Here is a 21,676-nt window from a genome sequence, read left to right as displayed (position 1 = left end):
ATATGACAAAATATCTAATAAGGATTTCTGAAACCGGATGAACTGCGATGAGATGCTGTGAAATCGACGAGGAAATCGTAAAAGAGCTTGGAAGAGCCTTCGGGAGTTTGACCGCTAGTTTAATAAATGCTCTGAGAGCCCCTCCGATTAGACTCTACCTGAGAGTCAACACGATGAAGACCACCGCTGAAGACGTGTTGAACGAGCTTAATGCCCAGGGTATAAGAGCCTGGCGGGATGAACACGTTAGTGAAGCAATCTATGTGAGGCTTGAAGGACCGTTCTCTTTGCCGAGGGACGTTGAAAAGGAGATAGTGGTAGACGAGAAGGCTGCTGTTTCCGTGATGATGGGGTCTAATCTATACAGACCTGGGGTTTTGAAGGCTGACTCTTTTAGAACTGGGGAGTTTGTTAAAGTATTGTCGAAGAGCGGTTTCTACGTCGGAGTGGTCGAAACGCGTGTATCATCAAGCACTCTGTTCAAAATGAAGGAGGGCTTAGTGGGAGTAAACGTTCACTCTATCTACAAATCACCACCCATTAGCGAGTTACCCGTTTACAAGAAGGGTTGGGTTTACCCTCAAAGCCTGCCCGCGATGTACACGACACTGTTGCTAGATCCTCACCCCGGGGACTTAGTAGTAGACTTGAATGCTTCCCCGGGAGGGAAAACAGGACATGTTATACAGTACACTAAGGGGAGAGCTAGGGTGATAGCATTCGATCGAAACGAAGGCAAAGTCGCCCTTTTAAGGTCAAACTTGACGAGGCTCGGGTTGATCAGCAACGTTGCAGCGATTCCATACGACTCTCGCTACGCTCACCTCGACTTTGGACTCGAGGGAAGAGCAGATAAGGTTCTAGTCGATCCTCCTTGCAGTAATCTCGGGGTTAGACCTAAGCTCGTTTTCAATAAGACTATTAATGATGTCTTAAGCAACGCGGAGTATCAGAAGCAGTTTCTCAGAACAGCGTATAAGCTCCTGAAGAGCGGTGGAGTCGTCGCATACTCCACTTGCACGCTAACGCTTAGAGAGAACGAAGAGATCGTGTCGTACGCCGTTGAAGAACTCGGCCTCGAAAATATCGAGGCAGACCTGAGAGATCCACGCGTTGACAAAGTGTATTTTAAAGGCACGGTTGGCTACAGATTCCATCCTTTAAACAACGATATGCCCGGGTATTTCATCGCTCTTTTGAGGAAGCCCTAAACCTTTTGATCTCGCCCCCGCAGAGAGGGCATGTCTTCTCGCCCGGCTCCCCGGGAACGTAACCGCAGACAGGGCATTTCTCCACATAAACTCTTTCCTCAGTGATTCCCGTGGTTTTCACCGGTCTGAAGCCTATTTTTAAATGGAGGAGAAGGTTTTGGAGACTGTAATCATCTGTGAAGACTATAGTTTTTGAAGAATTCCTTAGCTCTAGTGCTAGAGCAGCTATTTCCACGTCGGTTTTCGAGAGTTTTGAGACTTCCCCAATCCTCGACGCCTCCTTAACGACTAGATCGATGCTTGCCTTACTAGGTGAGCGAACCCTCAGCAACCCGAGCTCCAAGGATTCCTCAAGAGCCTGCCTGCTCTCCGAGTCCAGTATTTCGCTCACCACTCCAGGCGTGGTGTAGACCTCTAGCTCGTATCGGGGCAGGAGCCTGTACATCTTTGCGAGAACTGCGGAGGCGTCGAGCACGATGACTCTACTAGTCGAACACGACCCTCCTGCTTTCAATGACATTTCTTATCAAATCCCTCCGGGATTTGAACCTCGCTACTCTTAGATATTTGCCTGAACCCGTGATTAAGACTTCTTCCCCTTTCCCTAGGGTCGCTATTTTCTCCCCGTCCAGGAACATCGTTGAAAAGCCCCTGCAAGATACTCTCACCGCGGTTAAGGATGCTGGAAGCACGATAGACGGTATTTTCAACTGCATAGGGTTGAGAGGTGTTATTATCATTAAATCATTCCATGCATCGACCAAGGGTCCTCCAGCTGACAAGTTGTAGGCTGCTGAACCCGGCGAGGAGGAAACCAGTACCCCATCCCCTTCGAACTCGTACCTGGACGAGATCCCTGGCGTGCTGATAGAAACGCTGAAACCCGTCACCTTCCCCTGATCCATTGACGAGATCGCTAACTCGTTGATGAAAACTCTGCATTCCCCGCCTCTACACGCTTTCAACCTGGGATAGTATTGAATCACGAAGTCGCCTTTGATGATTTTTTCAACTATCACGCTTAAAGGTTCATCTAATGGGTCGTAGAATGCTCCTCTCCTTCCGCACAGAATTGGTAGAATCGGCGCCTCACTAGCCTGGAGTGTTATAGATGCCTTGAGCAGCGTCCCATCCCCGCCCACTACTATTACGAGGTCTGATTGCCCGATTTCAGCGGGGATTACATCGTCCACCGTGTACACGTCCACTTTCAGACCCTTGCCCGCAAAGATGTTGGATACTTCTTTAACCATTTCGATACATTTCAAAGTAGGCTTGTAGATTAATCCGACCTTTGCGAACATTCCCTATCCACGATCAATGATATGGTGAACCTAGTAATATAGGTTTAACAATAAAATAGATCCATGGAGGCGGTCTATCGGATTGGGAAAACTCTGCGTAAGCATCGATAAGAGGCGGGCTGAAGAAGCTATAACCCTCTTGAGGAGGAAGGGTTTGATCGATGAGAAATACCTTATTGAGAGAGCCGGCGACAAGGTCTTAATACCTGTGGTTAACACCCCCGAGTGTTTGAAGAATATTTCATTCGAAATAGTCGAGTGCGATCCAAGGATCAAGGAGTCAAGAGTTAAGCCGCCTTCACACGACATCGTCGGAAATGTTGCCATCCTTAGGAGTAAGGTCTTGGAAACCATGGACCCCCGGGATGTGGTTGAGACCCTCAGGTGCACGTATCCTAGGCTGAGGGCTATTTACGTTAAAGAGGAAACGGTTGAGGATTTCAGAGTACCTGTTCTCAAGCTACTGTGGGGGGAGCCTGCTGAAGAGGTCGTTGCAAGGGAGTACGGCCTCAGCTTTCGAGTAAGACTCGGCAAAGTCTACTTCAATCCCAGGCTGGCAGAGGAGCATAGAAGGATTGCATCAATGGTGAGGGACGGGGAAGTCGTTGTCGATTTGTTCTCCGGGATCGGCGGTTTTCCAATACACATCGCTTCTCAAAGGTTTTCACTTATCATAGCGAATGATTTAAACCCGGATGCGTACGAGCTAATGTTTGAGAATATTGTTTTAAACAAGAAGAGATTGAAGGGTTTCATCATACCATTCAATAATGATGCGGCGGAAATACCAGGCATACTTGGCAGAAGGGAGGCCGCCAATAGAGTGATCGCAAATCTCCCAAAGAGGAGTTTAGACTTCGCTGAGACGTATTCAACTCTTCTTGCACCGGGGGGATTTCTTCACTTGTATGTTTTAACGAGAGATGCTGAAGGGACGGCGGAAGAGGTGGTCTCGCTACTGCCGGAGTGGAGAATCATGGGTAAACGTCTCGTCTTAGAGTATTCCCCTGGTGCTGGGATCTACCGCTTCGACTTGTTCAAGCCTTAGAACGTAAAAATCGGCTTTCAATACTGTTTCGCCGTTCTTCAAGGCATTGATCAACTCCCTGTTCAAGTCGCCTGCTGCTTTCGTCGCATGCAACCCGATCGTCGCTGGCTCGATGAAACCGCTCCTCCTTACTATAATCCTCCTCGTATCGCTTAGAATGAGGCTGCTTGAGCAATGCGCGAGGAGAAAATCTCTTATCCCTCTGGCTTCCAGAATTATCAGTAAAACATTCCTTGGATCCCTCAAGGCTTTCTTGAATTCGCTGGAAAAGTCTGAGGCAGCCTTATCTGCTTCAACACCTATTATACAATCTCCCCTCACCGTTAGATCCCGCTCCCTCGTGATCTCGAGAGTTGTCTTATGCCTGCCCGTGATGTTGAAGTGCCCTCTCGCAGTGACCTGCTCGCTCGCCACTATCAGTTTAGATCCCCATGTTTAATTAATCCACGTAGCCTATATTTTTCAAGGGGATAAATTGGACTATATAGAACAGAGGGAGAGGGTCGTCAGGTCCCTTGTGGACGCCGGCTACCTCCGTAATCCAAGAGTCATTAAGGCCCTTCTCACTGTTCCCAGGGAGCTCTTCGTCCCGGATAAGATGAAGAACTTCGCATACCACGATACCCCTCTCCCAATAGGATGGGGGCAGACGATAAGCGCGATCCACATGGTTGCGATCATGACGGAGGAGTTGAACCCTGAGCCCGGGAACAGGGTCCTAGAGATCGGCACGGGCTCCGGGTATCAAGCCGCCGTTCTAGCAGATATTGTTGCGAAGCAGGATGCCGGGGGCGGCATGGTCTTCACAGTTGAGAGAATTGCCGAGCTCGCATCGTTCGCGAGGTTAAATCTCGAGAGGGCTGGTTATGCGGATTTCGTGAGGGTTATCGTTGGCGATGGAACCTTGGGATACGCCGATGCCGCTCCTTACGATAGAATCATTGTAACAGCAGCTGCCCCTAATGTACCGCCCCCGCTACTCGAACAGCTCGGGGACCCCGGTGTTCTCGTGGCCCCTATTGGAGACCGGTATCTTCAGAGACTAGTCATAGTTGAGAAGAGAGGTGGAAAACTCTTTAAGCGATGGGGGATTGAGTGCGTCTTTGTCCCCTTGATTGGCGAGTACGGGTGGAGGCAGGGGTCGAATAGTTGAATCATGCGTGCTTAGACAGGCGGCGGAGTCTGGGCTTGAGCGACAGGTTGCGGTGCCGCCTCCGCTGGTTTCCACGTTAATCCTAGTATTCCACCAACTAATCCAAGGATGAAGCCAACGTAAAAACCCCCGCCTGCTACGAGAATGCTGATGACAGATAGAATTATTCCTATTACAGACCATGTTCTAACTTTACCAGGCTCTCCGCTATTAATCCGTGTTGCCGCAATTATCATCAATAATCCAACTATCGTTCCAACCACGCCGAGAACTATTAGTATGATCTTCAGGAATTGGACCATCACGAGTGCCATACCGGCTGGAAACGGCACTACTTCACCAGGACTGACTCCCCTGATAATTAACCCGACCACCAGCTCGAGTATGGAGTTGATTATGACTAATATTCCGCCAGCCAATACAAGGGCGAATGCTGTAGTGGGCTTACCGCTCATACACACAAACCCCTCAATATCACCATGTACACTCTAGGTTATGGATGCTAAAATACCTGCCGCTGTTTTAAAGCTAGGAGGGTTTCGCGAACCACTTGCTGAGTCCGGTTTGAACACCCCTTATATTCTCCTTATACGCTTTGACAAGCCTCTCCAAAGCGTTCCTAACCCTCTCATCGCTGAAATCATGCTCCGCGACCAGTATTTCAAGCACTTGTTTCTCATCGGGTTCTCTCCACTCCATCTTGTAGGAGTCGGTGACCGGTGGCTGTATGAAATACTTCTTGATCTCGACTACGTTGACTTCGAAGCTGGATCTGAGAAGAGCTTTAGGTATCTTCTCGATGGACCCGTATGCTTTAACCAACTGATACGCCCTCTTGACGCCTATTCCTTCAAAACCCTCGGGATTATAATCCGTACCCATGAGGATGCCTATGTCTACAAGGTTCTCGTATGTGAGCCCGAGCTTCGAGAGCAATGTGTTCAACTCTATTATCTCCGGTTTGATCTCGACGTACTCCTCCTTCCTCGGCAACTTCCTCTTACCGCTGACAGTGAGATTTCTCACGAGCCTAGGAGATCCGAAGAGGAGGCTATCGTAATCCTGGCTCGCCGAAGCATAGGCCGCACCTTTCTTGGCTAAATAAGCTGCTTGAGCCTCGCCCTCAGCGGGTGCCTGAACCCATGGAACCCCCATGGCGTCTAGAAGCCTTTTAGCCTCCTTCACCATTTCATCCGTCAGCTTCGAGGACATCATCGCATATCTCCGGGCAGCCTCGAGATCTCCTGCTTCAACAGCCATTTCATACTTCCTAGCTGACTCCTCCCTCAGCTGTTTTCTCCGCTCTATCTCTCTCGCCTTCATCTCCGGGGGTTTCCCATCGAACACGTATACGGGTTTCAGACCCTCCTCGATGAAGTTGACGGTCCTGTAGAACAACCCGCTTAAATGGCTCGTAATCCTTCCCTGAGAGTCCATTAAGGGTGTTCCATCAGGCTGCCTGATGGCAGCTAGAAACTGGTACAGAGCGTTGTAGGCGTCTATCGCGATGACCTTACCCTTCATGATCCTCATGTTTTCAACAACTATCTTAGCGTCGTCTGGGATGAGGTCTTTAAGGTTTACTCCCATGACTCTCCCACGATCATTAAAATAATTGTTTAAACCATTTAAAACTATCTACTTGAAGAGCTCGGGGAAGGCTGGAGAAAGCCTTACAACCAACTCCCTACCCACGTGTTCTACTTGGATGTACCCTGAAAGCTCGAGTTTCATCAAAGCCTTATACAGCTCTGCCTTGTTAACATCGACTTCATGCTCCTTCTTCAACGAGTCTATTAAATCCGACTCCGAGATCCCCTCAGGGTGGTCGATAACTATCTCGAGTATCATCCTGAACAGGGGAGTCAGCCTCCAGTAGCCTGGACTATACTTCATTTCACACACCCTACAAGTAGACCTGGGGCTTGAGGTGAGATCTCGGGAGCTGTTGCCTCGCCTTAGCCCCCCACTCCAAGTAGTATCTCAACATATTCTCATTAATACTCGGCTTAATAATCTCTAACGCCTTGCTGAAATGCCTCATGGATAACTCCCTCGTGTCCAAGGACTCCCTCAACGCCGACATAACCGCCTCTCTTACAACTGCTTCAACATCGGCCCCGCTGTAACCCTCCGTTCTCCGAGCTATCTCGCCGAGGTCAACATCCCTGGACAACGGGATGCTCCGGGTCTGGATCCTAAGTATCTCGAGCCTTGCCTCATAGTCCGGCGGAGGAACGTATATGAGCTTCTCGAGGCGGCCGGGTCTGAGCAGTGCTGGATCGATTAGATCGGGTCGGTTCGTCGCCGCGATCACTACTACGTTTTCCAGCTTCTGGATCCCGTCCATCTCTGTTATCAATTGAGTAACTACTCTCTCCGTAACGCCTGAGTCAAGCTCCGCTCCCCTGAGCGATGCTATGGCGTCTATCTCGTCGAAGAAGACAACAGTGGGCGCGTGGAGCCTTGCCTTCCTGAAAATCTCCCTCACAGCCCGCTCCGACTCGCCCACCCACTTGCTCATGATCTCGGCTCCTCGAACAGCAATGAAGTTTGCGCCGCTCTCGGTCGCCACTGCTTTCGCGAGCAGTGTTTTACCACATCCTGGGGGACCGTATAGGAGTATGCCCTTGGGAGGTTTGATCCCAAATCTCTCATAAACCTCCGGGGTTTTCAGCGGCCACTCAACGCTCTCCCTCAAAGCCTGTTTGACCTCCCTCAAGCCTCCAACATCACTCCAGTGGACCTCGGGTACTTCAACATATATCTCCCGGAGCCCGCTTGGAACAATGCTCTTGTACGCTACAAGGAAGTCCTCGAAAGTCACCTTAACCTTTTCTAAAACCTCCTCAGGAGTCGGTGGATTGGGCTTCTCTAGGGGAATGTATCTTCTCAGGGAGTGGAGCACAGCCTCTTTAACCAGAGCGGCCAGGTCGGCTCCAGTATACCCGTGAGTCATCTCTGCGAGCTTAACCAGGTCGACATCCTCGCCTAGAATCCCGAATTTAGCGAGCCTCCTAGTATGGATCTGCAGGATCTCCAGGCGGCCCTTCTTATCGGGCATTGGAATCTCTATCTCCCTGTCGAACCTTCCAGGCCTCCTCAGAGCGGGGTCCACTGCGTTGGGCCGGTTGGTCGCAGCTATGACTATCACGTTGCCCCTGCTCTCCAGCCCGTCCAAGAGGGCTAGTAGTTGCGCTACGACTCTTCTCTCAACCTCGCCTATTACCTCATCCCTTTTAGGGGCTATAGCATCGAGCTCGTCTATGAATATTATAGCGGGGTTCTTCTTCGCCTTCTTCCTCGCAAGCTTAAAGATTTCTCTGAGCCTCTGCTCGGACTCCCCGTAGTACTTGCTCATGATTTCCGGCCCGTTTATGACTATGAAGTAGGCGTTGGCCTCGTTAGCCAGCGCCTTGGCGAGCAGGGTTTTACCCGTACCCGGGGGCCCGTATAGCAGGATCCCTTTTGGCGGGTCGATGTTCAGCCTCCTGAAAACCTTCCTGTACTTCAACGGAAGCTCGACCATCTCCCTTATCTTCTCGATGACGTTGCCCAGTCCGCCGATATCCTCGTACGTTATCCTGGGGACCTCCCCGACTGGTTCCTCGAAAATATAGAGCTCCGTCTCATCGGAGACGATCACTGGTCCCTTCGGCTTCAGCGTTGTAACCCTGAAAGGTATGCTCATCTCCATTAACACTACGTGGACTTCGTTCTCCTCCATTAATGGTCTGCCTATGAGTCTTCTCTTAACCTCCTCGATGACGCTTGGTTCGACCGGTGCGAAGTAGTTCGTGGGGGCGAGTTTAACCATCTGAGCGTACTGCTTCTCAACTCTCTCCACGAATACTACGTCGTTGATGTTCACGCCGGCATTCTTCCTCGTAATAGGGTCCAGCCTTATTACTCCGAGACCCCTGTCCTGGTCCCTGCTTGAAGCCGCTATAACGGCTGTCTCATATTCTCCCTCGACGAGGAGGAGGTCTCCCTCCATGATTCCATGTCTCTCCATTGCCTCGGGATCGAGCCTCGCTATCCCCCTGTGAAGATCCCTCCTGTCAGCATCAAGCACTCTTAAAGGTATTCTCACGCGATTACTGGACAAATCAAGCACCAGTTTCAACCGCCTATTATGAAGAGATTGAAAAACCCTTAATATAGGAGAGCATTGTTAGGAGAGCCTGTAAACAGCTTCAACCTCGACTTGGCTTACCCCTTGCACGCTCATCAAAGCGTTCTCCAAGGGCTCCGTGCCGCCCTCGGTCTCCTCTGGGATGGTTATGAGTAGGCGGAGGGCTTTTAAGCCGAAGGCTATCGGCTCCTCGTCGCTTGCTTTAACCTCGTATCCCTGTGGCAGGCTCTGCTCGATTCTCGCCTTCAACTCGTTCAAAGGTGTCTCAACGTTTTCCGGGAGGACTCGAACTACAACTGCTACCCGGGCCATTCAACCCACCCCTTAAGGTCCTCGGAACCCGCAGTTGGGGCATGTGTACTCCACGGCTTGCTGCCTGCACCTCTTACATCTCCTAATCAATACCTTCCCGCAGTTAGGGCACATGAACTCCGTACCGTAGTCTCCAGGCTCCATCAACCTGTGGCAACTGTCGCACACAGGCGGGGAGGCAGCTTCCTCGATCGAAATACCGGTTTGCTGGGCTAGACTATACTTCATGGCCATGTAAAACACCGCTTCTAAGCGCTCATCTCATAAAACGTGAATAAGGTATTAAAAATATTGTCTCACAGCCCCCTGGACCCGCCTAGGGCTCGAGCCGTTGAAATAAAGATCGCGGCCAGGGTTACGGTTATACCTGCCAGCATTATCGCTAAGGAGCTGGGATACAGGCTGAAGTAGACGTTTGAGGAGACTAGGTTGATTTCTAAAGCGCTCTCGTATAAGGGGGTTTCAAGCCTCTCAGAATACCTGGTTAAAACCCCTTTAACATACTTGGCCATTATGCTCGCGCCCCCGCCAAGTATTGGGTAGCGTTCCGTGAACTCCCCAGTATACAATGGATTCGCGAAGAAGCCGATGTACTCGGTAGAGGGGTTTAAGTCGAGTCTGTCGACACTAGTGTATTCTCGCAGACCCTTCTCTACTGCCTCGCGGGTGAGCCCGAACTCGCCGCACTCGCCTGTTAGAGTGACCCCGGTGTAATCTCCCACAGTGTACTCTACTAGCGGGGGCGCGATGTCCACTACTTTTACTGTGAAAAACGCCCTCACAACACAAGAGAAGTTGCTTCTCGAAAAGGCAACCACGTAAGAGTATCTGAACGAGTCCTGAGTTTTAAAGACGGGTTGATCCGCCCAAGCATGGACTGCTACTGTTAATACCGTTACTGCGAGGATGAGTGAGATCGCCCGGGTCTTAAGCATTTCTTTCACATCCAGGTACTAATAAGGTCTTATAGGATAATATATGCGGGTTTTGCTTATAACAAAGTGGGGTTTGCCGTTGAAACAGGTGATCGCGGTCAGAGCTGACTTGGGAATGAGCAAAGGGAAGCTCGCCGTACAGGTTGCTCACGCTTCGGTTTCTGCTGCCTTCGAAGCCTTCGAGCGCAAGCGTGAGTGGTTTGAGGAGTGGGTGAGGAGCGGTCAGAAGAAAGTAGTGGTGAAAGTGAACGGGGAGGAGGAGCTGGTGAGGCTCTACGATAAGGCTCTGCGGGGCGGCCTCCCGGCTTCGCTCATCAGGGATGCTGGCTTAACCGAGCTACCGCCCGGGACGGCGACGGCTGTAGGGATCGGTCCGGCCCCGGATGAAAAGGTTGACGAGCTGACGGGTGGGTTGAAGCTCCTGTGACCTTCTATCCACACCCTATCGACTACGCTGTAGGGTTGAAGCATGTTTTAACTCATTTAAAGCTCGACGCTGAGTTCAAGATGACTCCCGATACCTTCATCGTGGAGGAGATCGTCGATTTCCAGAGCCTAGGGCTTTCCAGGGACAGGGGAGAGTATGCCGTCTTGAAAATCACTAAGAGGTCGATGGATACCCTCCATGTTAAGAGGATCATCGCGGGAGAGCTCGGAATACCCGAGTCCAACCTAATCCATCTAGGGTTGAAGGATAAGGAGTCCACTAGTACTCAATACTTTTTCGTCAAGAGGCTGTTGCTGACCGAGAGCCGCTCAGAGTTGCCCGGCGACCGCTTCAAAGCATCGCTGATCGGCTACACGAGGTTCAAGCCGTCGAGAAGGTTTCTGATAGGTAATTCTTTCACGATCCTCGTCGAGGGAGCGAGGGAGAGCGATGTTGGGAGAGCGGGCATGATCCTAGGGCTGATTGAAGCCCTAGGGCTACCATCTTACTACGGCTACCAGAGATTCGGGGTGGAGAGACCGGTTACCCACCTGCTCGGCAAATACTTTTTAACGAGGAGGGAGGACTTGTTCAGCAGGACTCTTTTAAGGGATTTTTATCCCTGGGAGAAACCTGAGACTATCTCCTCGAGGCTCGCTGGCCGTTTCCCCCGTAGATTATTCTACGAGAGATTGTACGCTAAATCACCTGCTTCAACAGGTATGAGCATGGTTGATGAATCCCTTTCCCACATCCTCATCGAAGCATACTCGAGCTACTTGTTCAACTTGTTGCTCAATAAGATCATAGATGAGTGCGGCTGGGCATGCTTGAATAGGGTATTGCCGACTCCAGGATGCAAGGGAGCAGGAGCCCTTTACTACGAGATATTGAAGACAGAGGGTTTGACAGGGTTTAACGTGGGAGAGCTCGGGTGCTGGTGGAGAGAGGGCCTATTCAGGCCGAGCGGGATCGGGGTGAGTGTGGATCAGGGTGTTTTGAGAATCCGCTTCACACTAAACCCTGGACTATACGCTAGCATCGTGTTGAGGGAGTTGTTCAAGGAGAACCTGATTTTAAAATAACTTTTGATTATTCAAAAACAATTCTAGCCTTCTTACCGGTCAGCCTCGTTATGAGCTCTTCATAGACCTCCCTGTTTCTCTCTAAATACCTCCTGTCTCTCCGGGGGACCCTGACGTTCACCATCTCCGTCCCATCGGGTAGCCAGACCTGGTTGACTCCATGGAGTGATGCAGGGCTTATCAACTGCTCTATCAGCTTCCTCTGGTCTCCTGTTTCAATTATTGGCTTAACCTTAACGTCGAGCTCCTTTGATAGATGCTTGGAGGCTTCGTCGAGCTCTTGCTGCTCCATCCCGTTGCGAACGATTAGGATCAGTTGATCCCCGAGCGTAAAGGACTTCACATACTCGCCTTTTCTCAAGATTTTATGCTTGTCTTCAAGATCCATCAGAGCCTTCATCACTCTTATCTCATCCGCGCTCACTACTCCTATCTCCACTTTTCGCTGGCAACTTGGGCATAGTATGCCGCTTTTCACGCAGATCCTGTCCAATGGGTATTTCAAGCCGCATCATCACCGTTTGCTTATCATGAGGATTTAACGATTTTACGATAATTTAAATCCTTTCATCAATTTAAAAGGAGAGATGACGCTATCCCCGTGGAGATCAGTAGGGCGCCGATTATGGTTTTCAGGGCCGGTTTCTCCCTTGATAATGCTTTAACAGTTAACTGGGATAATACAGGGGTCAGCGCTGTCGCCACAGCTGTTGCTGAAACACCTATCATCCCTATCGAGTATATGAAGAGGAGCATTCCGATGCTCCAGCCCAACACCCCTGTGATCAACGCTGCTTTAGCCATAGGCTTCGAATCCATCTTACTCGGCCCGCCCTCCACGATCAATCCTGCAGGTATGAAGAATACTGCTGTGAACCCTAGCCTCATGACCGTTAGTGTAAACACATCAGCGTAGAATAGGGCCACCTTGATCATGACGGTGGCAACGCCCCATGAGAGAGAGGCGAGCAGAGCGTAGCCGATCCCCTTAGCCGAGACTCTCACGCCACCACCGTTTACGGATGCTACGATTATTCCCGCGAAGGCTAGGAGGCTACCAATGAGGACCGATGGTTTCAATGGCTCGTGAAGGAATGCCGCCGCTATGAACTGAGAGACGAAGATATATGTGTAGCTTAAAACCACAGCGAGCGATCCCCCGATTACTTGTATGGCCTTAGTGTAGGATGCATCGCCGACTCCGGGTCCGAGCACGGCTGAAGCCATGATGATTAGAAGGGATAGTCCTGCTGCATCGGGGATGGTTAGGCCGGTGAAGACTGCAATGGGGAATAGGAATATTATCGCGGCCAGCGCCCTGAAGCCCGTGAATAGTATGGGCTTGATGTGTCTCCTGTACTTGGATATGATGGCGGGGTTGAGGCTCCACGTCAGCGATGCCGCGACAGGCGCTATATACTCTAACATACTCATCCCGCTATACATGTATGTATTATTATCTCTTAAGGATTCATTAAACTTTCACGACCAAATAAATATGTTAGCTCCGGACTTCATATATCCTCACCGAACGTGGTTTTTCCACATGCCTCAGCGGGCGCAAACGCTCGTGGAAGCTTTATTAGATTTACAAGCGATAATCCTCCGTGAAAACACGTGGTGCTTGATTTGATCGAGGTCATCAATGTTTCAAAATCCTTTGGAAGGCTCAGGGCCTTAGACAATGTATCCTTTAGAGTTGATAATGGAGAAATCGTTGGATACGTGGGCTTGAACGGCGCCGGGAAAACAACCACTATCAGGATCGCAGTAGGCGTCTTGCCAGCTGACTCGGGCGATGTCTTGATCGATGGGTACTCGGTAGCGAGGGAGAAGAAGAAGGCGTCCGGGAGAGTCGGGTGGGTGCCTGAGCTCCCCATATTTGAGACTGATTTTAAAGCCCTAGACTACTTCGTCTACCTTGCAGGATACTATGGAATCCCAGCCGGCGAGGCCAGGAGATTGGGCAGGGAGATTCTCGAAACCCTGGGGCTGGGGGATTCTCTGAGCTTGAAGCTCGGCGCTTTCTCCCAGGGAATGAAGAAGAGGTTCGCCCTTGCCGTATCCATGTTGAACGACCCGCCAAACTTCATATTTGACGAGGTTTTAAACGGCCTCGACCCGCAGGGGATCGTTTTCTTCAGAGAAATGGCCGTTAAGTTCAAGGCCAAGGGGAAGGCGGTACTGTTTTCCTCTCACATTCTCAGCGAAGTGCAGGATGTTGCGGACAGAGTGGTCTTCATCCACAAGGGGAGGATTATCGGGGTGTACAGGATGAGCGAGATAGTGAACCAGGCGAAACCCTCCATAATCGTCAAGCTCGACAGGTCTGACAGCGGCGCGATAAGCGTTCTCGAGGGTTTCGGGGAGGTGAGAGTTGAGAACGACTACTTCATAGTTTCAAACCCCCGTGCGACTTCCAGCGACATAGTTAAGGCCCTGGTCTCCCAGGGTTTCAACGTTCTCGAGGTTAAGCACCAGGAGAGGAGCCTGGAGGAGTTCTTCTTCAGCTTGATAAAGGAGAGAGGTGGTTGAAGTGAACCCAGTTCTCTACGATTTTAGGAGAGCGTTTGTAAGGCCTGCCACTCTTATCGCCCTGCTCGCCTTCATACTAGTGGGCGTGGGCTTATCCTACCTGGTCTCGGCTACCCTCAGCGTCAGCATGCAGTACATCAGCCCCCAGGCCCTTGGAATACTCGATGTTGAATCCGGTAGGCTCAGGCTTTTCGCCTACGTGGTCGACGCCGAGCTGAGGCCCGTTAACGCTAGGATCGATGTAGAGCTTAAACTAGTGAACAAAACCGGCTTAACCGATCCTGCAAGCGGCGCCGTGTCGTTGAAGAATGCTTCCTACGAGGCGAGGGGCTTCCTCAACGCTACTATTATTCTGGACGAGAATGAGTCGGCTGTTCTCAAACAACTACTCGGCGAATCAGGCATGTTCCCCTATCTAGTTTTCACGGCTTCTAGCCCAGTGGGGTCGAGGTCTCAGGGAGGCGCGTTCGTTAATCCCGGGAAGGATTCTCGAATCCAGTACTGGTGCCCGGTCTGCTCCTTCCTCTCATCCGAGGATTATTCTAAAGTGATTGCATCGTCGACGATGGTTTACAGGGTTAACGACGAGTTCGTCATTATCGCCATTCTCGACCTGCCTGGAGACGGTTTCAAACTGTACTACGCCTTATCGCCTAACGTTGCTCCGGGGTTTGAAGGCTACGTTTTAGCGGGTTCAGTCTCAAGCGGCGTCAACATCTTTAGAGTTAGAGCCGGCAATGTCTCCGCCAGCGAAGCCAGGATCGCGTATGTTGCGCTGGAAGGTGGCGATGGCACGCTCTACTTCAGCGAGGGCTACCCTGTTGCGAGGGCTTATGCTGGGAGGGTTCAGAGGGCTTTGACGAGCCAGTTGGTCGGGTCGGCTGGACTGGGCTTGTTTTCAAGCTTCTTCCCCATTGTCGTGCTCTACCTGGTTTACGCGTTGATAGCTAAGCCGAAGGGCATCGGCGCCCTAGAGTTTCTCATAGCGCGCCCAGTGTCGAGATGGGATGTGTACGCGACGAGGTTTGCGGCAGGCGTGTTGACGGCTACTGCTTCCTCAGCCGTGTTCATGGCCTCGGTTAACGCTGCCAGCCTCCTACTGATCGGTTATACGATGGAGCTCGGCGATGCTTTAACCGTTTTCCTGGGTTTAACCGGGTCTCTCATAGCGTTCTACAGCCTCTGCTACATGCTGTCGACGTTCCTGAGCGGGGGCAGGTATTTGGCTGTTTCAATATTTGCCTACTTGTTCTTCACGATGATCCTCAACGTTCTCGTGGCAATTATAGCCATCTTTGCATACGGGTTCGGGCCTGGACTAGCCTCGAGGCTCAGCGAGCTCCAGTACACAGTGAGCTACTTCAACCCGTTGGGCATGGTCTCGTTTGCAACGTACTTCGTGTACAAGGGGCTTCAGCTCGAGGGGTTCACCGAGGTCGCTGTTGTTGACCCATACCTGGTGGTGCTCGCCGGGGCTGCGTGGATACTCGTCCCCTTCATCATCGGCTGGTTCGTGTTTAAGCGCGCCAACCTCTCCAGGTGAGCCCGCCGTGGTCGACCTGTACGAGTGGGCGAGGGGGTTTGGGGAGACAGTGCTACTGTACCTCGAAGACCCTTATTTGAGGGAGGCTGCGGCGACTCTCCTCGACTCATCCTGCGACAAGCCCGGGAGGTGTTACCTGGTCTCCGATAAATCCATTTTCCACCCGAGGAGCGGGGGGCAGCCGAGCGACACAGGGTTCGTCATCGACCAAGGCTTCTCGTTCAAGGTTGAGAAGGTGCTGATGGTTAAAGGCGTCCTCGCGCACTACGGGAGGGTCTTGCAGGGCAGTCCCCCGGTCAAGGGATCTCTCGTCAAGCTCCTCTTGGACTGGGAGACAAGGCACTTAGTCATGAGGCTCCACACCGCGGGACACGTCCTAGACTACGCTGTCTCGAAAGCCTATGGGAGAGTCGTCAACACCCTCGACGCACACCACGGGCCCCCCGAGGCCTACATAGAGTACGAGGCCCCGCCGCCGGGCGACAAGCTCCTCGAGGAGATCGCTGATGAAGCCTCAAGGATCGTTCGCGAGGCCAGGAGGGTGAAGTGGTATTGGGTGAGCCCGAGCGAACTGGCGTCCAGGACCTACAATGCCCCGAACATTCAGAGGCTTCCCAAGACAAGCAAGTACAGGATAGTCGAGGTCGAGGGAGTCAACGCGATCCCGTGCACCGGGACACACGTAGCAAATACCAGAGAGATCGGCAGAGTAAGAATATTAAGAGCGGAGAGGACCATTAGGGGCTTCAAACTACATTACATGGTGGAAACTGGTGACCAATGATCAGTAACGATTATGATAGATTCTCATAGACCTGTAAACCAATTCACAGAAAATTGCAAGATCGGTATTAAGTGTCGCTTAATCCTCTACGGCCATCGATATTTGATAGAATAAAATAAAACGTCTCTATTCCGATTTTCGCGATATAAAACATCAGTGAAGTGTGATCGTTAAACGATGTACGATGGTTTTGTTAATTATCATTAGATCCTCATATTTTCCATCTTATGTAGAGACCTTCATCTCCTTCGTATTTTTCCCTACCGCGTTTAGCTCTCTCGATTTCATTCTCTTCAACGTTCGTTAATTCTAAAATCTCTCTTGCGGTCTCAATTATTGGTCTATACCTCTTTGTTCGCTCACGTTGATCTAACGACGTGGCACTCCTGTACAACCTCCTTAGATCTCCGACTATGGCCAAGAACGCCTTATGCCTGCTTAGCTGAACGTTAAGGAGTTCCGGCTCTTGGAAGTAAACTGTTTGTCTATCTTCATGCCGTGTTGCATACTCCTTCCCCAGTACAGCGACTATTGCTTGATTTTCTCCGCCCAATATCCTGTGAACGTTTATGAAGTCGACTCTCTCCTTGATATTGTTTAAATAGTTTCGGTATTTTTCCTCAGTGAACATCTTAATGTGAAAAGCCTGGTCCTTGTAAGCTGTTACAACGGTGGTCCTAAAACCGTACGAACTCAGTACCACGCTGAGAGCCCCTGCTATTTTTGCTCTATGAGGCTCGTTAAGAATACCGTACTCTTCATCCATCCAATCACTCTCAGTTGGCTCTATGACCAGTAAGGGAATGTGAGTGCTCAGGCACTCAAATACGCTCTCACTTAACTTATCGAGCGTTTCATCTCCAAATTTTAATGGAGAGTTGCCCGGGGATATTTCTAACTCTTTTAATCTCTCTTCAAAAGAGAATTTTGCCGTAAGTTTTCCATCGTAAAAGCCCATACTAATCGGTCTCTCCGTCGGTTGTGGCAATCTAAAAGTCACTTCAATGAACTCGAACCATTTTCCTCTAATTCGTTGAAGAGCTTCCCTAGTTAAATCCGAGCTCTCTAACTCACGTGTATCTACTCCGCTAATTGTTAAAAGCCCCTCAAGAAGGCTTTCGAGGAGTAATCTCTCCTTTCTAAGTTTTTCAATCTCCCTATAGTGTTCTGGAAGAACGATCGCTTGCATGGGATCGCCTACCACGATCATTGAACCTTCAAGCCCTTCCCCGTTTGATATTTTTTCCACAATTTTTCTTCTAATTTCCATGAAGGCTTCATGTAATTTCATTCTACTTGCCTCATCCACCATTATGTGGAAGAAGTCCTTCTCCTCAATCGAAGGTATCTGATACGGTGTAGTCAGCACAATCCTCGTTTCTGCATCCACTTTATCTCTGAGTTTTTTATAAGTTCCCGGTAATTCAAATTGTGATCCATAAACCCTTACCGACCTCAGAATCTCGCTTTTCACCTCTCTCTGGGTGAGGCCTTTCCAACGTAAAGCTCTGACAGCGTATTGCAACCCCTGGGCAACAAGCGCATTAGTGGGTGCAACGTAGATTATTAATTCGTTTTCGTCGAGGTTATCAAAAACTTTTTCGATACTTGTAAATATAGAAAAGGTTTTTCTAGTGCCGGGTGGGCCCTGAACTACTCCTATGTTATCACTTTTGATTTTGTCGGTGATGAAACCTAATATGTTTTCAATCCCTTCCGTCGAGGGAGACGAGAAAGGTTGTTCTAGCTCGAAATCAACTATCTTTTCCACGTTGAAAACCATATCTGTCACCCCTTCTTCCTGGATAATACTTTTCTTAAAATGCTATCGAAAGTAGCATCGATATCTCCATACTCACTTCGTAGCTTTCTCTTTTGTTTCTCGAGAACGCGATCTTCCATAGAATGCAATTTGGCCTCTTCTGTCGGTAATTCTCTACTTTTACTTTTCAATGATCTTTGAAGAGCATCTATAGTCTCTAGATCGGCTTTGGTTAGGTCAACGTTAATCTCTGCCATTAAAAATCTGCCTTCGAGGCTTCTCTCAACATAGTGCTTGAGAAGATTCTTCTGCAACTCTAGGAGTCTACTGGGAAAACCTATCTGATACTCGATGTTGTCTCCTATGTACCTTACATTATCCACCCTCCCGAAAATGCTCGTGCTTAATAAGGGACTCCATGAGTCCATGAGGGATATCAGTATTGGAGATCCTTCTCTCACAACTCTGGGCATAAATCCATGCTCACTATCTTTTTCATATTTGGCTATCCTTCTCTTCACATAAACTATTTCTCCATCTTCACCTATCTCTATCTTTTCCACAATATCCACCCTTCCATTAAATAACTCTTGTTTGTCTCTCAGTATGATAATATCTTTGCATAATCGTCTTTTCCCATATTTGGAAGAGATTTTCTCCTCGTATGGTCGGGCCAAATCAACTATGATTCCCATACATTTAGATCCGTCCGAATCACTCAATTCACCGATTATTTTGTCTACATCAAAGTTTTTAAAGAAAACATAGAATTTAAAGAAATCGTGGAGACCTCTGTATACTGAGAGCATCTTTTCCCTATAATTCAGGGCCTCGAATCTGAGATCCCATAGAATTCTTTCATAATCCTCTTTCTCCCCAAACCTGCCAAAGTAGAACTTACACGGCTCTATATACTCGCAAATCGGTTTTTTCTTCTTGCTTACGCAGGGCCAAGAATCCTGGGTTTTAGGTGTCCCTCTAGGAAGGATTGGAGGCGTATATCTCAAGATGTTGACTTTAATGTCTGGATTATTTGGAAGGGGGATTTTTAGAACATCTGGGTTCACTCCTGTTAAACTCTTTTGATGAGTCAAAAGGACGGTGAGATGTTCAGCCTCTATAAGGATTTTCCGAAGCAGATTTTTAAACTCTTCGAATCTCTCCTTAACCTTATCTTGAGGTGCCAAAGCCGGATGAGGATACAATTCGCCCTTGGTAGTAGCCCTAATGATGACCGGTAGAATTGAATATTCTTTAACACGCCCCGTATCGTCTAGGGTACCAATAATTACTCTTTCAAGTTCCTCAATAGAATATCCCAATCTCCTTGCCTCCAAGATGGCGTAGGCAATCACCTGGGCCCTTTCATAATTTGAAGGAGTGTCGCTACCTCCCGTTTTCCACTCTACGACCACCGCTTTCCGAGCCTTCCTATCTTCCAAGATGAGATCCGGGATTCCCCTAAGATGTACATCGAAATCTATGAGTGTTTGCTCAACTACCGGTTTTAGTTGACCTTCCCTAACATCTAAGTTTTTCTCAAAAATTTGAAGATTTTTTATTAAAGTTTCAAACAATTTTACTGCATCATTAGTCAGCCTCTCCTCGTTTAAACCACTTCTAGAAGTTAGATGTTGTTTCACATCATTTATTGCCTCTCTAATGCTTTGCGTTATCGAAAGACCTTTGTTGAAGTACAGAAGAGAAGCTATCGCTAATATCTTATGGAGGTTTGATCCTTCTCCCATTATTTTATCCTTGAATACGTATTGGTCTTTAATAACTCCTATCGCCTCAATTAATTTCGCCTTGAAAGAGCAGTGGGCCGCGCCTATTGCCACGCTCGTGACAACTGGGACGTGAGCTGTTTTGGTCAGAGTCTCACGAAGAACCTCCCTAGCCATCTCAATCTTCTGGTAATCTTGGGGAGAAGTTTTGTTTTTGAATTCACGGTCTATAAGTTCGCCGAGATAAGAGTGGGGCAAGACGTATTCCCTCAATCTATATATGCTCAGCTTTTATATATAAACTGGAATTTATTGAAGAGCAGGTGCTCTTCAACCATAGGTATTGATTGGAGTGGTGGGTTTTGAGGGTGTTGTTGGCGGCTGGGTCGTTCAGGGTTTTCGACGAAGTGCTTAGGCGGTCTAGGAGGGTGTTCGTCGCCTACTCTGGCGGTAAGGATTCGACAACAGTTTCTCTCCTATTATATGACTGGCTGCGGGAGAGGATGGGCGCGGCCGATGCCAATATAATGCTTGTGAACAGCGACACTCTGAGCGAAATCCCGCCGATGAGGGAGTGGACTAGGAGGTTCATGGAAAACTATGTGGAGAGGCTGCGGGCCCTGGGCGTGAACGCGGGGTTTAAAATAGTAGCGCCCCCGCCCGAGGACACGTTCTACTGGAGGCTGTTCATCAGGGGCTACCCCGCTCCCTCGTTCAGCTTCAGGTGGTGCGTTTACCTGTTGAAGAGGAAGCCCGCCTTGAAGATAGTTGAGCGGGAGGGCTCTGTAGTACTGCTGGGCCACAGGGATGAGGAGTCCTCCGCGAGGGCCAGGCGGCTGAGCAGCGTTAGCTCGGGGTTCTGCCCCCTGAGCGCTGGCAGATGCTCCTCATACTACTTAATGAACCACGGGGCCGCGGCTAAAGCCTTCCCGATAAGGGATTGGAGCGAGCAGGACGTGTGGAACTACCTGCGGAACTGGAACGGGGATATCGATATTAAGCCGCTGTTCAAGCTATACGGGGAGGGCGCGGTCAAGGCGAGGTATGGCTGCTGGCACTGCACCCTGGTGAAGCACCAGCTCGGCAACTACCTGGCTGGCAGCGATCTAATGTATTATGAGGCTTTTAGATTAATGTACAGGTGGATAAGCGACATGCCCAGCATGAGGGCCGCCAAGACCACGGGGTACAGCAGGCTGGGCTTCCTAACCGCCCCCGCCCGCTCGATACTGCTGAACGCGCTCAGGGCCGCGGAGGAGCTCTCGGGAACACGCCTCTACGGGCTCGACGAGGCCGCGGTGGATGGCTATACGCTGCGGCAGCTGCTGTTCGACCTCCCCGCGGACGAGGCGGATAAGGCGGTTCTCGAACGCGAGAGGAGGGTTAAGGGGGATTTGAAAAGGATCGTCCCCGTCGGCACGCTGAGGGACGTGCGGAGGTACAGGGGTGAGCTCGACCAGGCGGTCAAATACTTCAGCGAGAGAGCCCGCCACCACCAGCTCGTTAAAAACTACATAGACGAGATCACAACACACCTGCAAGAATAACAAAAAACCATCATAGAGTTTTCGTAAATTATGCATGAATGACATTTGTAAAAATCTTTCACGTAGATAATGTATTGATGACACGTCTAAAGTCAATAAATAGGTGTCCTTTTTCTAAACTCTATGCCACAAGCCAGAGATTTTCAAACTATCTTATACTGTGGAGGA

At 49.9% G+C, this 21,676-nt stretch carries 23 protein-coding genes; 9 read left to right on the top strand and 14 right to left on the bottom strand.

Going from position 1 to position 21,676, the window contains the following annotated elements; all coding sequences use genetic code 11:
* Positions 1-47 precede the first annotated feature (47 nt).
* Positions 48-1,211 (top strand): RsmB/NOP family class I SAM-dependent RNA methyltransferase, encoded by a 1,164-nt coding sequence (locus QXH45_01005; protein MEM2077833.1) that lies wholly within the window; start codon positions 48-50, stop codon positions 1,209-1,211.
* On the opposite strand, the gene QXH45_01000 is transcribed toward QXH45_01005, so the two are convergent.
* Entirely contained in the window at positions 1,186-1,731 is a 546-nt protein-coding gene (locus QXH45_01000; protein MEM2077832.1) for a nucleotide-binding protein, read from the bottom strand. The genes QXH45_01005 and QXH45_01000 overlap by 26 nt on opposite strands.
* The gene (locus QXH45_00995) at positions 1,697-2,515 is read right to left on the bottom strand and encodes an NAD(+)/NADH kinase (GenBank protein MEM2077831.1); all 819 of its coding nucleotides are present in this window, start codon (positions 2,513-2,515) and stop codon (positions 1,697-1,699) included. Before QXH45_00995 ends, QXH45_01000 begins: the two co-directional genes overlap by 35 nt.
* A gap of 82 nt (positions 2,516-2,597) precedes the next feature.
* Here QXH45_00995 and QXH45_00990 point away from each other — a divergent pair, with 82 nt between their 5' ends.
* Positions 2,598-3,563, top strand: a complete 966-nt coding sequence (locus QXH45_00990) for a methyltransferase (protein ID MEM2077830.1) — start codon at positions 2,598-2,600, stop codon at positions 3,561-3,563.
* Here QXH45_00990 and QXH45_00985 read toward each other — a convergent pair.
* Entirely contained in the window at positions 3,510-3,977 is a 468-nt protein-coding gene (locus QXH45_00985) for a DUF371 domain-containing protein (protein MEM2077829.1), read from the bottom strand. The genes QXH45_00990 and QXH45_00985 overlap by 54 nt on opposite strands.
* 61 nt (positions 3,978-4,038) lie before the next feature.
* Between QXH45_00985 and QXH45_00980 the strand changes: the two genes are divergently transcribed.
* Positions 4,039-4,716 (top strand): protein-L-isoaspartate(D-aspartate) O-methyltransferase, encoded by a 678-nt coding sequence (locus QXH45_00980; protein MEM2077828.1) that lies wholly within the window; start codon positions 4,039-4,041, stop codon positions 4,714-4,716.
* An 11-nt stretch (positions 4,717-4,727) separates the two neighbouring features.
* Here QXH45_00980 and QXH45_00975 read toward each other — a convergent pair whose 3' ends face one another.
* The 7 genes from QXH45_00975 to QXH45_00945 form a co-directional block, all read right to left on the bottom strand.
* On the bottom strand, positions 4,728-5,171 hold the full coding sequence (locus QXH45_00975) for a hypothetical protein (protein ID MEM2077827.1): 444 nt from the start codon (positions 5,169-5,171) through the stop codon (positions 4,728-4,730).
* A gap of 73 nt (positions 5,172-5,244) precedes the next feature.
* The gene (gene fen / locus QXH45_00970; GenBank protein ID MEM2077826.1) at positions 5,245-6,306 is read right to left on the bottom strand and encodes a flap endonuclease-1; all 1,062 of its coding nucleotides are present in this window, start codon (positions 6,304-6,306) and stop codon (positions 5,245-5,247) included.
* Between the two features lie 48 nt (positions 6,307-6,354).
* Positions 6,355-6,612, bottom strand: coding sequence for an ArsR family transcriptional regulator (locus QXH45_00965; GenBank protein MEM2077825.1), 258 nt, complete (start codon positions 6,610-6,612; stop codon positions 6,355-6,357).
* A gap of 10 nt (positions 6,613-6,622) precedes the next feature.
* Positions 6,623-8,824, bottom strand: coding sequence for a CDC48 family AAA ATPase (locus QXH45_00960; GenBank protein ID MEM2077824.1), 2,202 nt, complete (start codon positions 8,822-8,824; stop codon positions 6,623-6,625).
* 66 nt (positions 8,825-8,890) lie between these two features.
* Positions 8,891-9,163 carry an elongation factor 1-beta gene (locus tag QXH45_00955; protein ID MEM2077823.1) on the bottom strand — a complete coding sequence of 91 codons (273 nt, stop codon included), beginning with the start codon at positions 9,161-9,163 and terminating at the stop codon, positions 8,891-8,893.
* A 12-nt stretch (positions 9,164-9,175) separates the two neighbouring features.
* On the bottom strand, positions 9,176-9,397 hold the full coding sequence (locus QXH45_00950; GenBank protein MEM2077822.1) for a zinc finger domain-containing protein: 222 nt from the start codon (positions 9,395-9,397) through the stop codon (positions 9,176-9,178).
* A gap of 62 nt (positions 9,398-9,459) precedes the next feature.
* Complete coding sequence (locus QXH45_00945) at positions 9,460-10,098, bottom strand: hypothetical protein (GenBank protein MEM2077821.1); 639 nt, start codon at positions 10,096-10,098, stop codon at positions 9,460-9,462.
* A gap of 79 nt (positions 10,099-10,177) precedes the next feature.
* Here QXH45_00945 and pth2 point away from each other — a divergent pair, with 79 nt between their 5' ends.
* Both pth2 and truD read left to right on the top strand, forming a co-directional pair.
* Positions 10,178-10,525 (top strand): peptidyl-tRNA hydrolase Pth2, encoded by a 348-nt coding sequence (pth2, locus tag QXH45_00940; protein ID MEM2077820.1) that lies wholly within the window; start codon positions 10,178-10,180, stop codon positions 10,523-10,525.
* On the top strand, positions 10,522-11,610 hold the full coding sequence (truD, locus tag QXH45_00935; GenBank protein MEM2077819.1) for a tRNA pseudouridine(13) synthase TruD: 1,089 nt from the start codon (positions 10,522-10,524) through the stop codon (positions 11,608-11,610). Before pth2 ends, truD begins: the two co-directional genes overlap by 4 nt.
* A 7-nt stretch (positions 11,611-11,617) precedes the next feature.
* Here truD and QXH45_00930 read toward each other — a convergent pair whose 3' ends face one another.
* Both QXH45_00930 and QXH45_00925 read right to left on the bottom strand, forming a co-directional pair.
* Positions 11,618-12,115 (bottom strand): transcription elongation factor, encoded by a 498-nt coding sequence (locus QXH45_00930; GenBank protein ID MEM2077818.1) that lies wholly within the window; start codon positions 12,113-12,115, stop codon positions 11,618-11,620.
* Between the two features lie 65 nt (positions 12,116-12,180).
* Positions 12,181-13,038 (bottom strand): DMT family transporter, encoded by an 858-nt coding sequence (locus QXH45_00925; protein MEM2077817.1) that lies wholly within the window; start codon positions 13,036-13,038, stop codon positions 12,181-12,183.
* Positions 13,039-13,239: 201 nt separating this feature from the next.
* Between QXH45_00925 and QXH45_00920 the strand changes: the two genes are divergently transcribed.
* Genes QXH45_00920 through QXH45_00910 form a run of 3 tightly spaced genes read left to right on the top strand, consistent with a single transcriptional unit; the run spans position 13,240 to position 16,472 of the window.
* Positions 13,240-14,145 carry an ABC transporter ATP-binding protein gene (locus QXH45_00920; protein ID MEM2077816.1) on the top strand — a complete coding sequence of 302 codons (906 nt, stop codon included), beginning with the start codon at positions 13,240-13,242 and terminating at the stop codon, positions 14,143-14,145.
* A gap of 1 nt (position 14,146) precedes the next feature.
* Positions 14,147-15,688, top strand: a complete 1,542-nt coding sequence (locus tag QXH45_00915; protein MEM2077815.1) for an ABC transporter permease subunit — start codon at positions 14,147-14,149, stop codon at positions 15,686-15,688.
* A gap of 7 nt (positions 15,689-15,695) precedes the next feature.
* Positions 15,696-16,472 (top strand): alanyl-tRNA editing protein, encoded by a 777-nt coding sequence (locus QXH45_00910; GenBank protein ID MEM2077814.1) that lies wholly within the window; start codon positions 15,696-15,698, stop codon positions 16,470-16,472.
* A 211-nt stretch (positions 16,473-16,683) separates the two neighbouring features.
* Here QXH45_00910 and QXH45_00905 read toward each other — a convergent pair whose 3' ends face one another.
* Both QXH45_00905 and QXH45_00900 read right to left on the bottom strand, forming a co-directional pair.
* On the bottom strand, positions 16,684-18,243 hold the full coding sequence (locus QXH45_00905) for an AAA domain-containing protein (protein MEM2077813.1): 1,560 nt from the start codon (positions 18,241-18,243) through the stop codon (positions 16,684-16,686).
* A 17-nt stretch (positions 18,244-18,260) separates the two neighbouring features.
* Positions 18,261-20,138, bottom strand: a complete 1,878-nt coding sequence (locus QXH45_00900; protein ID MEM2077812.1) for a PD-(D/E)XK nuclease family protein — start codon at positions 20,136-20,138, stop codon at positions 18,261-18,263.
* Positions 20,139-20,308: 170 nt separating this feature from the next.
* On the opposite strand from QXH45_00900, the gene QXH45_00895 reads away from it, so the two are divergent.
* On the top strand, positions 20,309-21,508 hold the full coding sequence (locus tag QXH45_00895) for a phosphoadenosine phosphosulfate reductase family protein (protein MEM2077811.1): 1,200 nt from the start codon (positions 20,309-20,311) through the stop codon (positions 21,506-21,508).
* Positions 21,509-21,676: the final 168 nt, after the last annotated feature.

This window comes from Thermosphaera sp. (assembly GCA_038827615.1).
GTDB lineage: Archaea > Thermoproteota > Thermoprotei_A > Sulfolobales > Desulfurococcaceae > Thermosphaera.
The sequence above is the reverse complement of the archived record's forward strand: the minus strand, read 5'-3'. Positions and strand labels throughout refer to the sequence as shown.

What these genes read in the sequence shown, in the direction of transcription:
- QXH45_01005 (MEM2077833.1), top strand. Translation starts at nt 48, where the DNA reads ATGAGATGCTGTGAAATCGACGAGGAAATCGTAAAAGAGCTTGGAAGA.
- QXH45_01000 (MEM2077832.1), bottom strand. Translation starts at nt 1,731, where the DNA reads ATGTCATTGAAAGCAGGAGGGTCGTGTTCGACTAGTAGAGTCATCGTG.
- QXH45_00995 (MEM2077831.1), bottom strand. Translation starts at nt 2,515, where the DNA reads ATGTTCGCAAAGGTCGGATTAATCTACAAGCCTACTTTGAAATGTATC.
- QXH45_00975 (MEM2077827.1), bottom strand. Translation starts at nt 5,171, where the DNA reads ATGAGCGGTAAGCCCACTACAGCATTCGCCCTTGTATTGGCTGGCGGA.
- fen (MEM2077826.1), bottom strand. Translation starts at nt 6,306, where the DNA reads ATGGGAGTAAACCTTAAAGACCTCATCCCAGACGACGCTAAGATAGTT.
- QXH45_00965 (MEM2077825.1), bottom strand. Translation starts at nt 6,612, where the DNA reads ATGAAGTATAGTCCAGGCTACTGGAGGCTGACTCCCCTGTTCAGGATG.
- QXH45_00955 (MEM2077823.1), bottom strand. Translation starts at nt 9,163, where the DNA reads ATGGCCCGGGTAGCAGTTGTAGTTCGAGTCCTCCCGGAAAACGTTGAG.
- QXH45_00950 (MEM2077822.1), bottom strand. Translation starts at nt 9,397, where the DNA reads ATGGCCATGAAGTATAGTCTAGCCCAGCAAACCGGTATTTCGATCGAG.
- QXH45_00945 (MEM2077821.1), bottom strand. Translation starts at nt 10,098, where the DNA reads ATGCTTAAGACCCGGGCGATCTCACTCATCCTCGCAGTAACGGTATTA.
- QXH45_00925 (MEM2077817.1), bottom strand. Translation starts at nt 13,038, where the DNA reads ATGTTAGAGTATATAGCGCCTGTCGCGGCATCGCTGACGTGGAGCCTC.
- QXH45_00900 (MEM2077812.1), bottom strand. Translation starts at nt 20,138, where the DNA reads ATGGCTAGGGAGGTTCTTCGTGAGACTCTGACCAAAACAGCTCACGTC.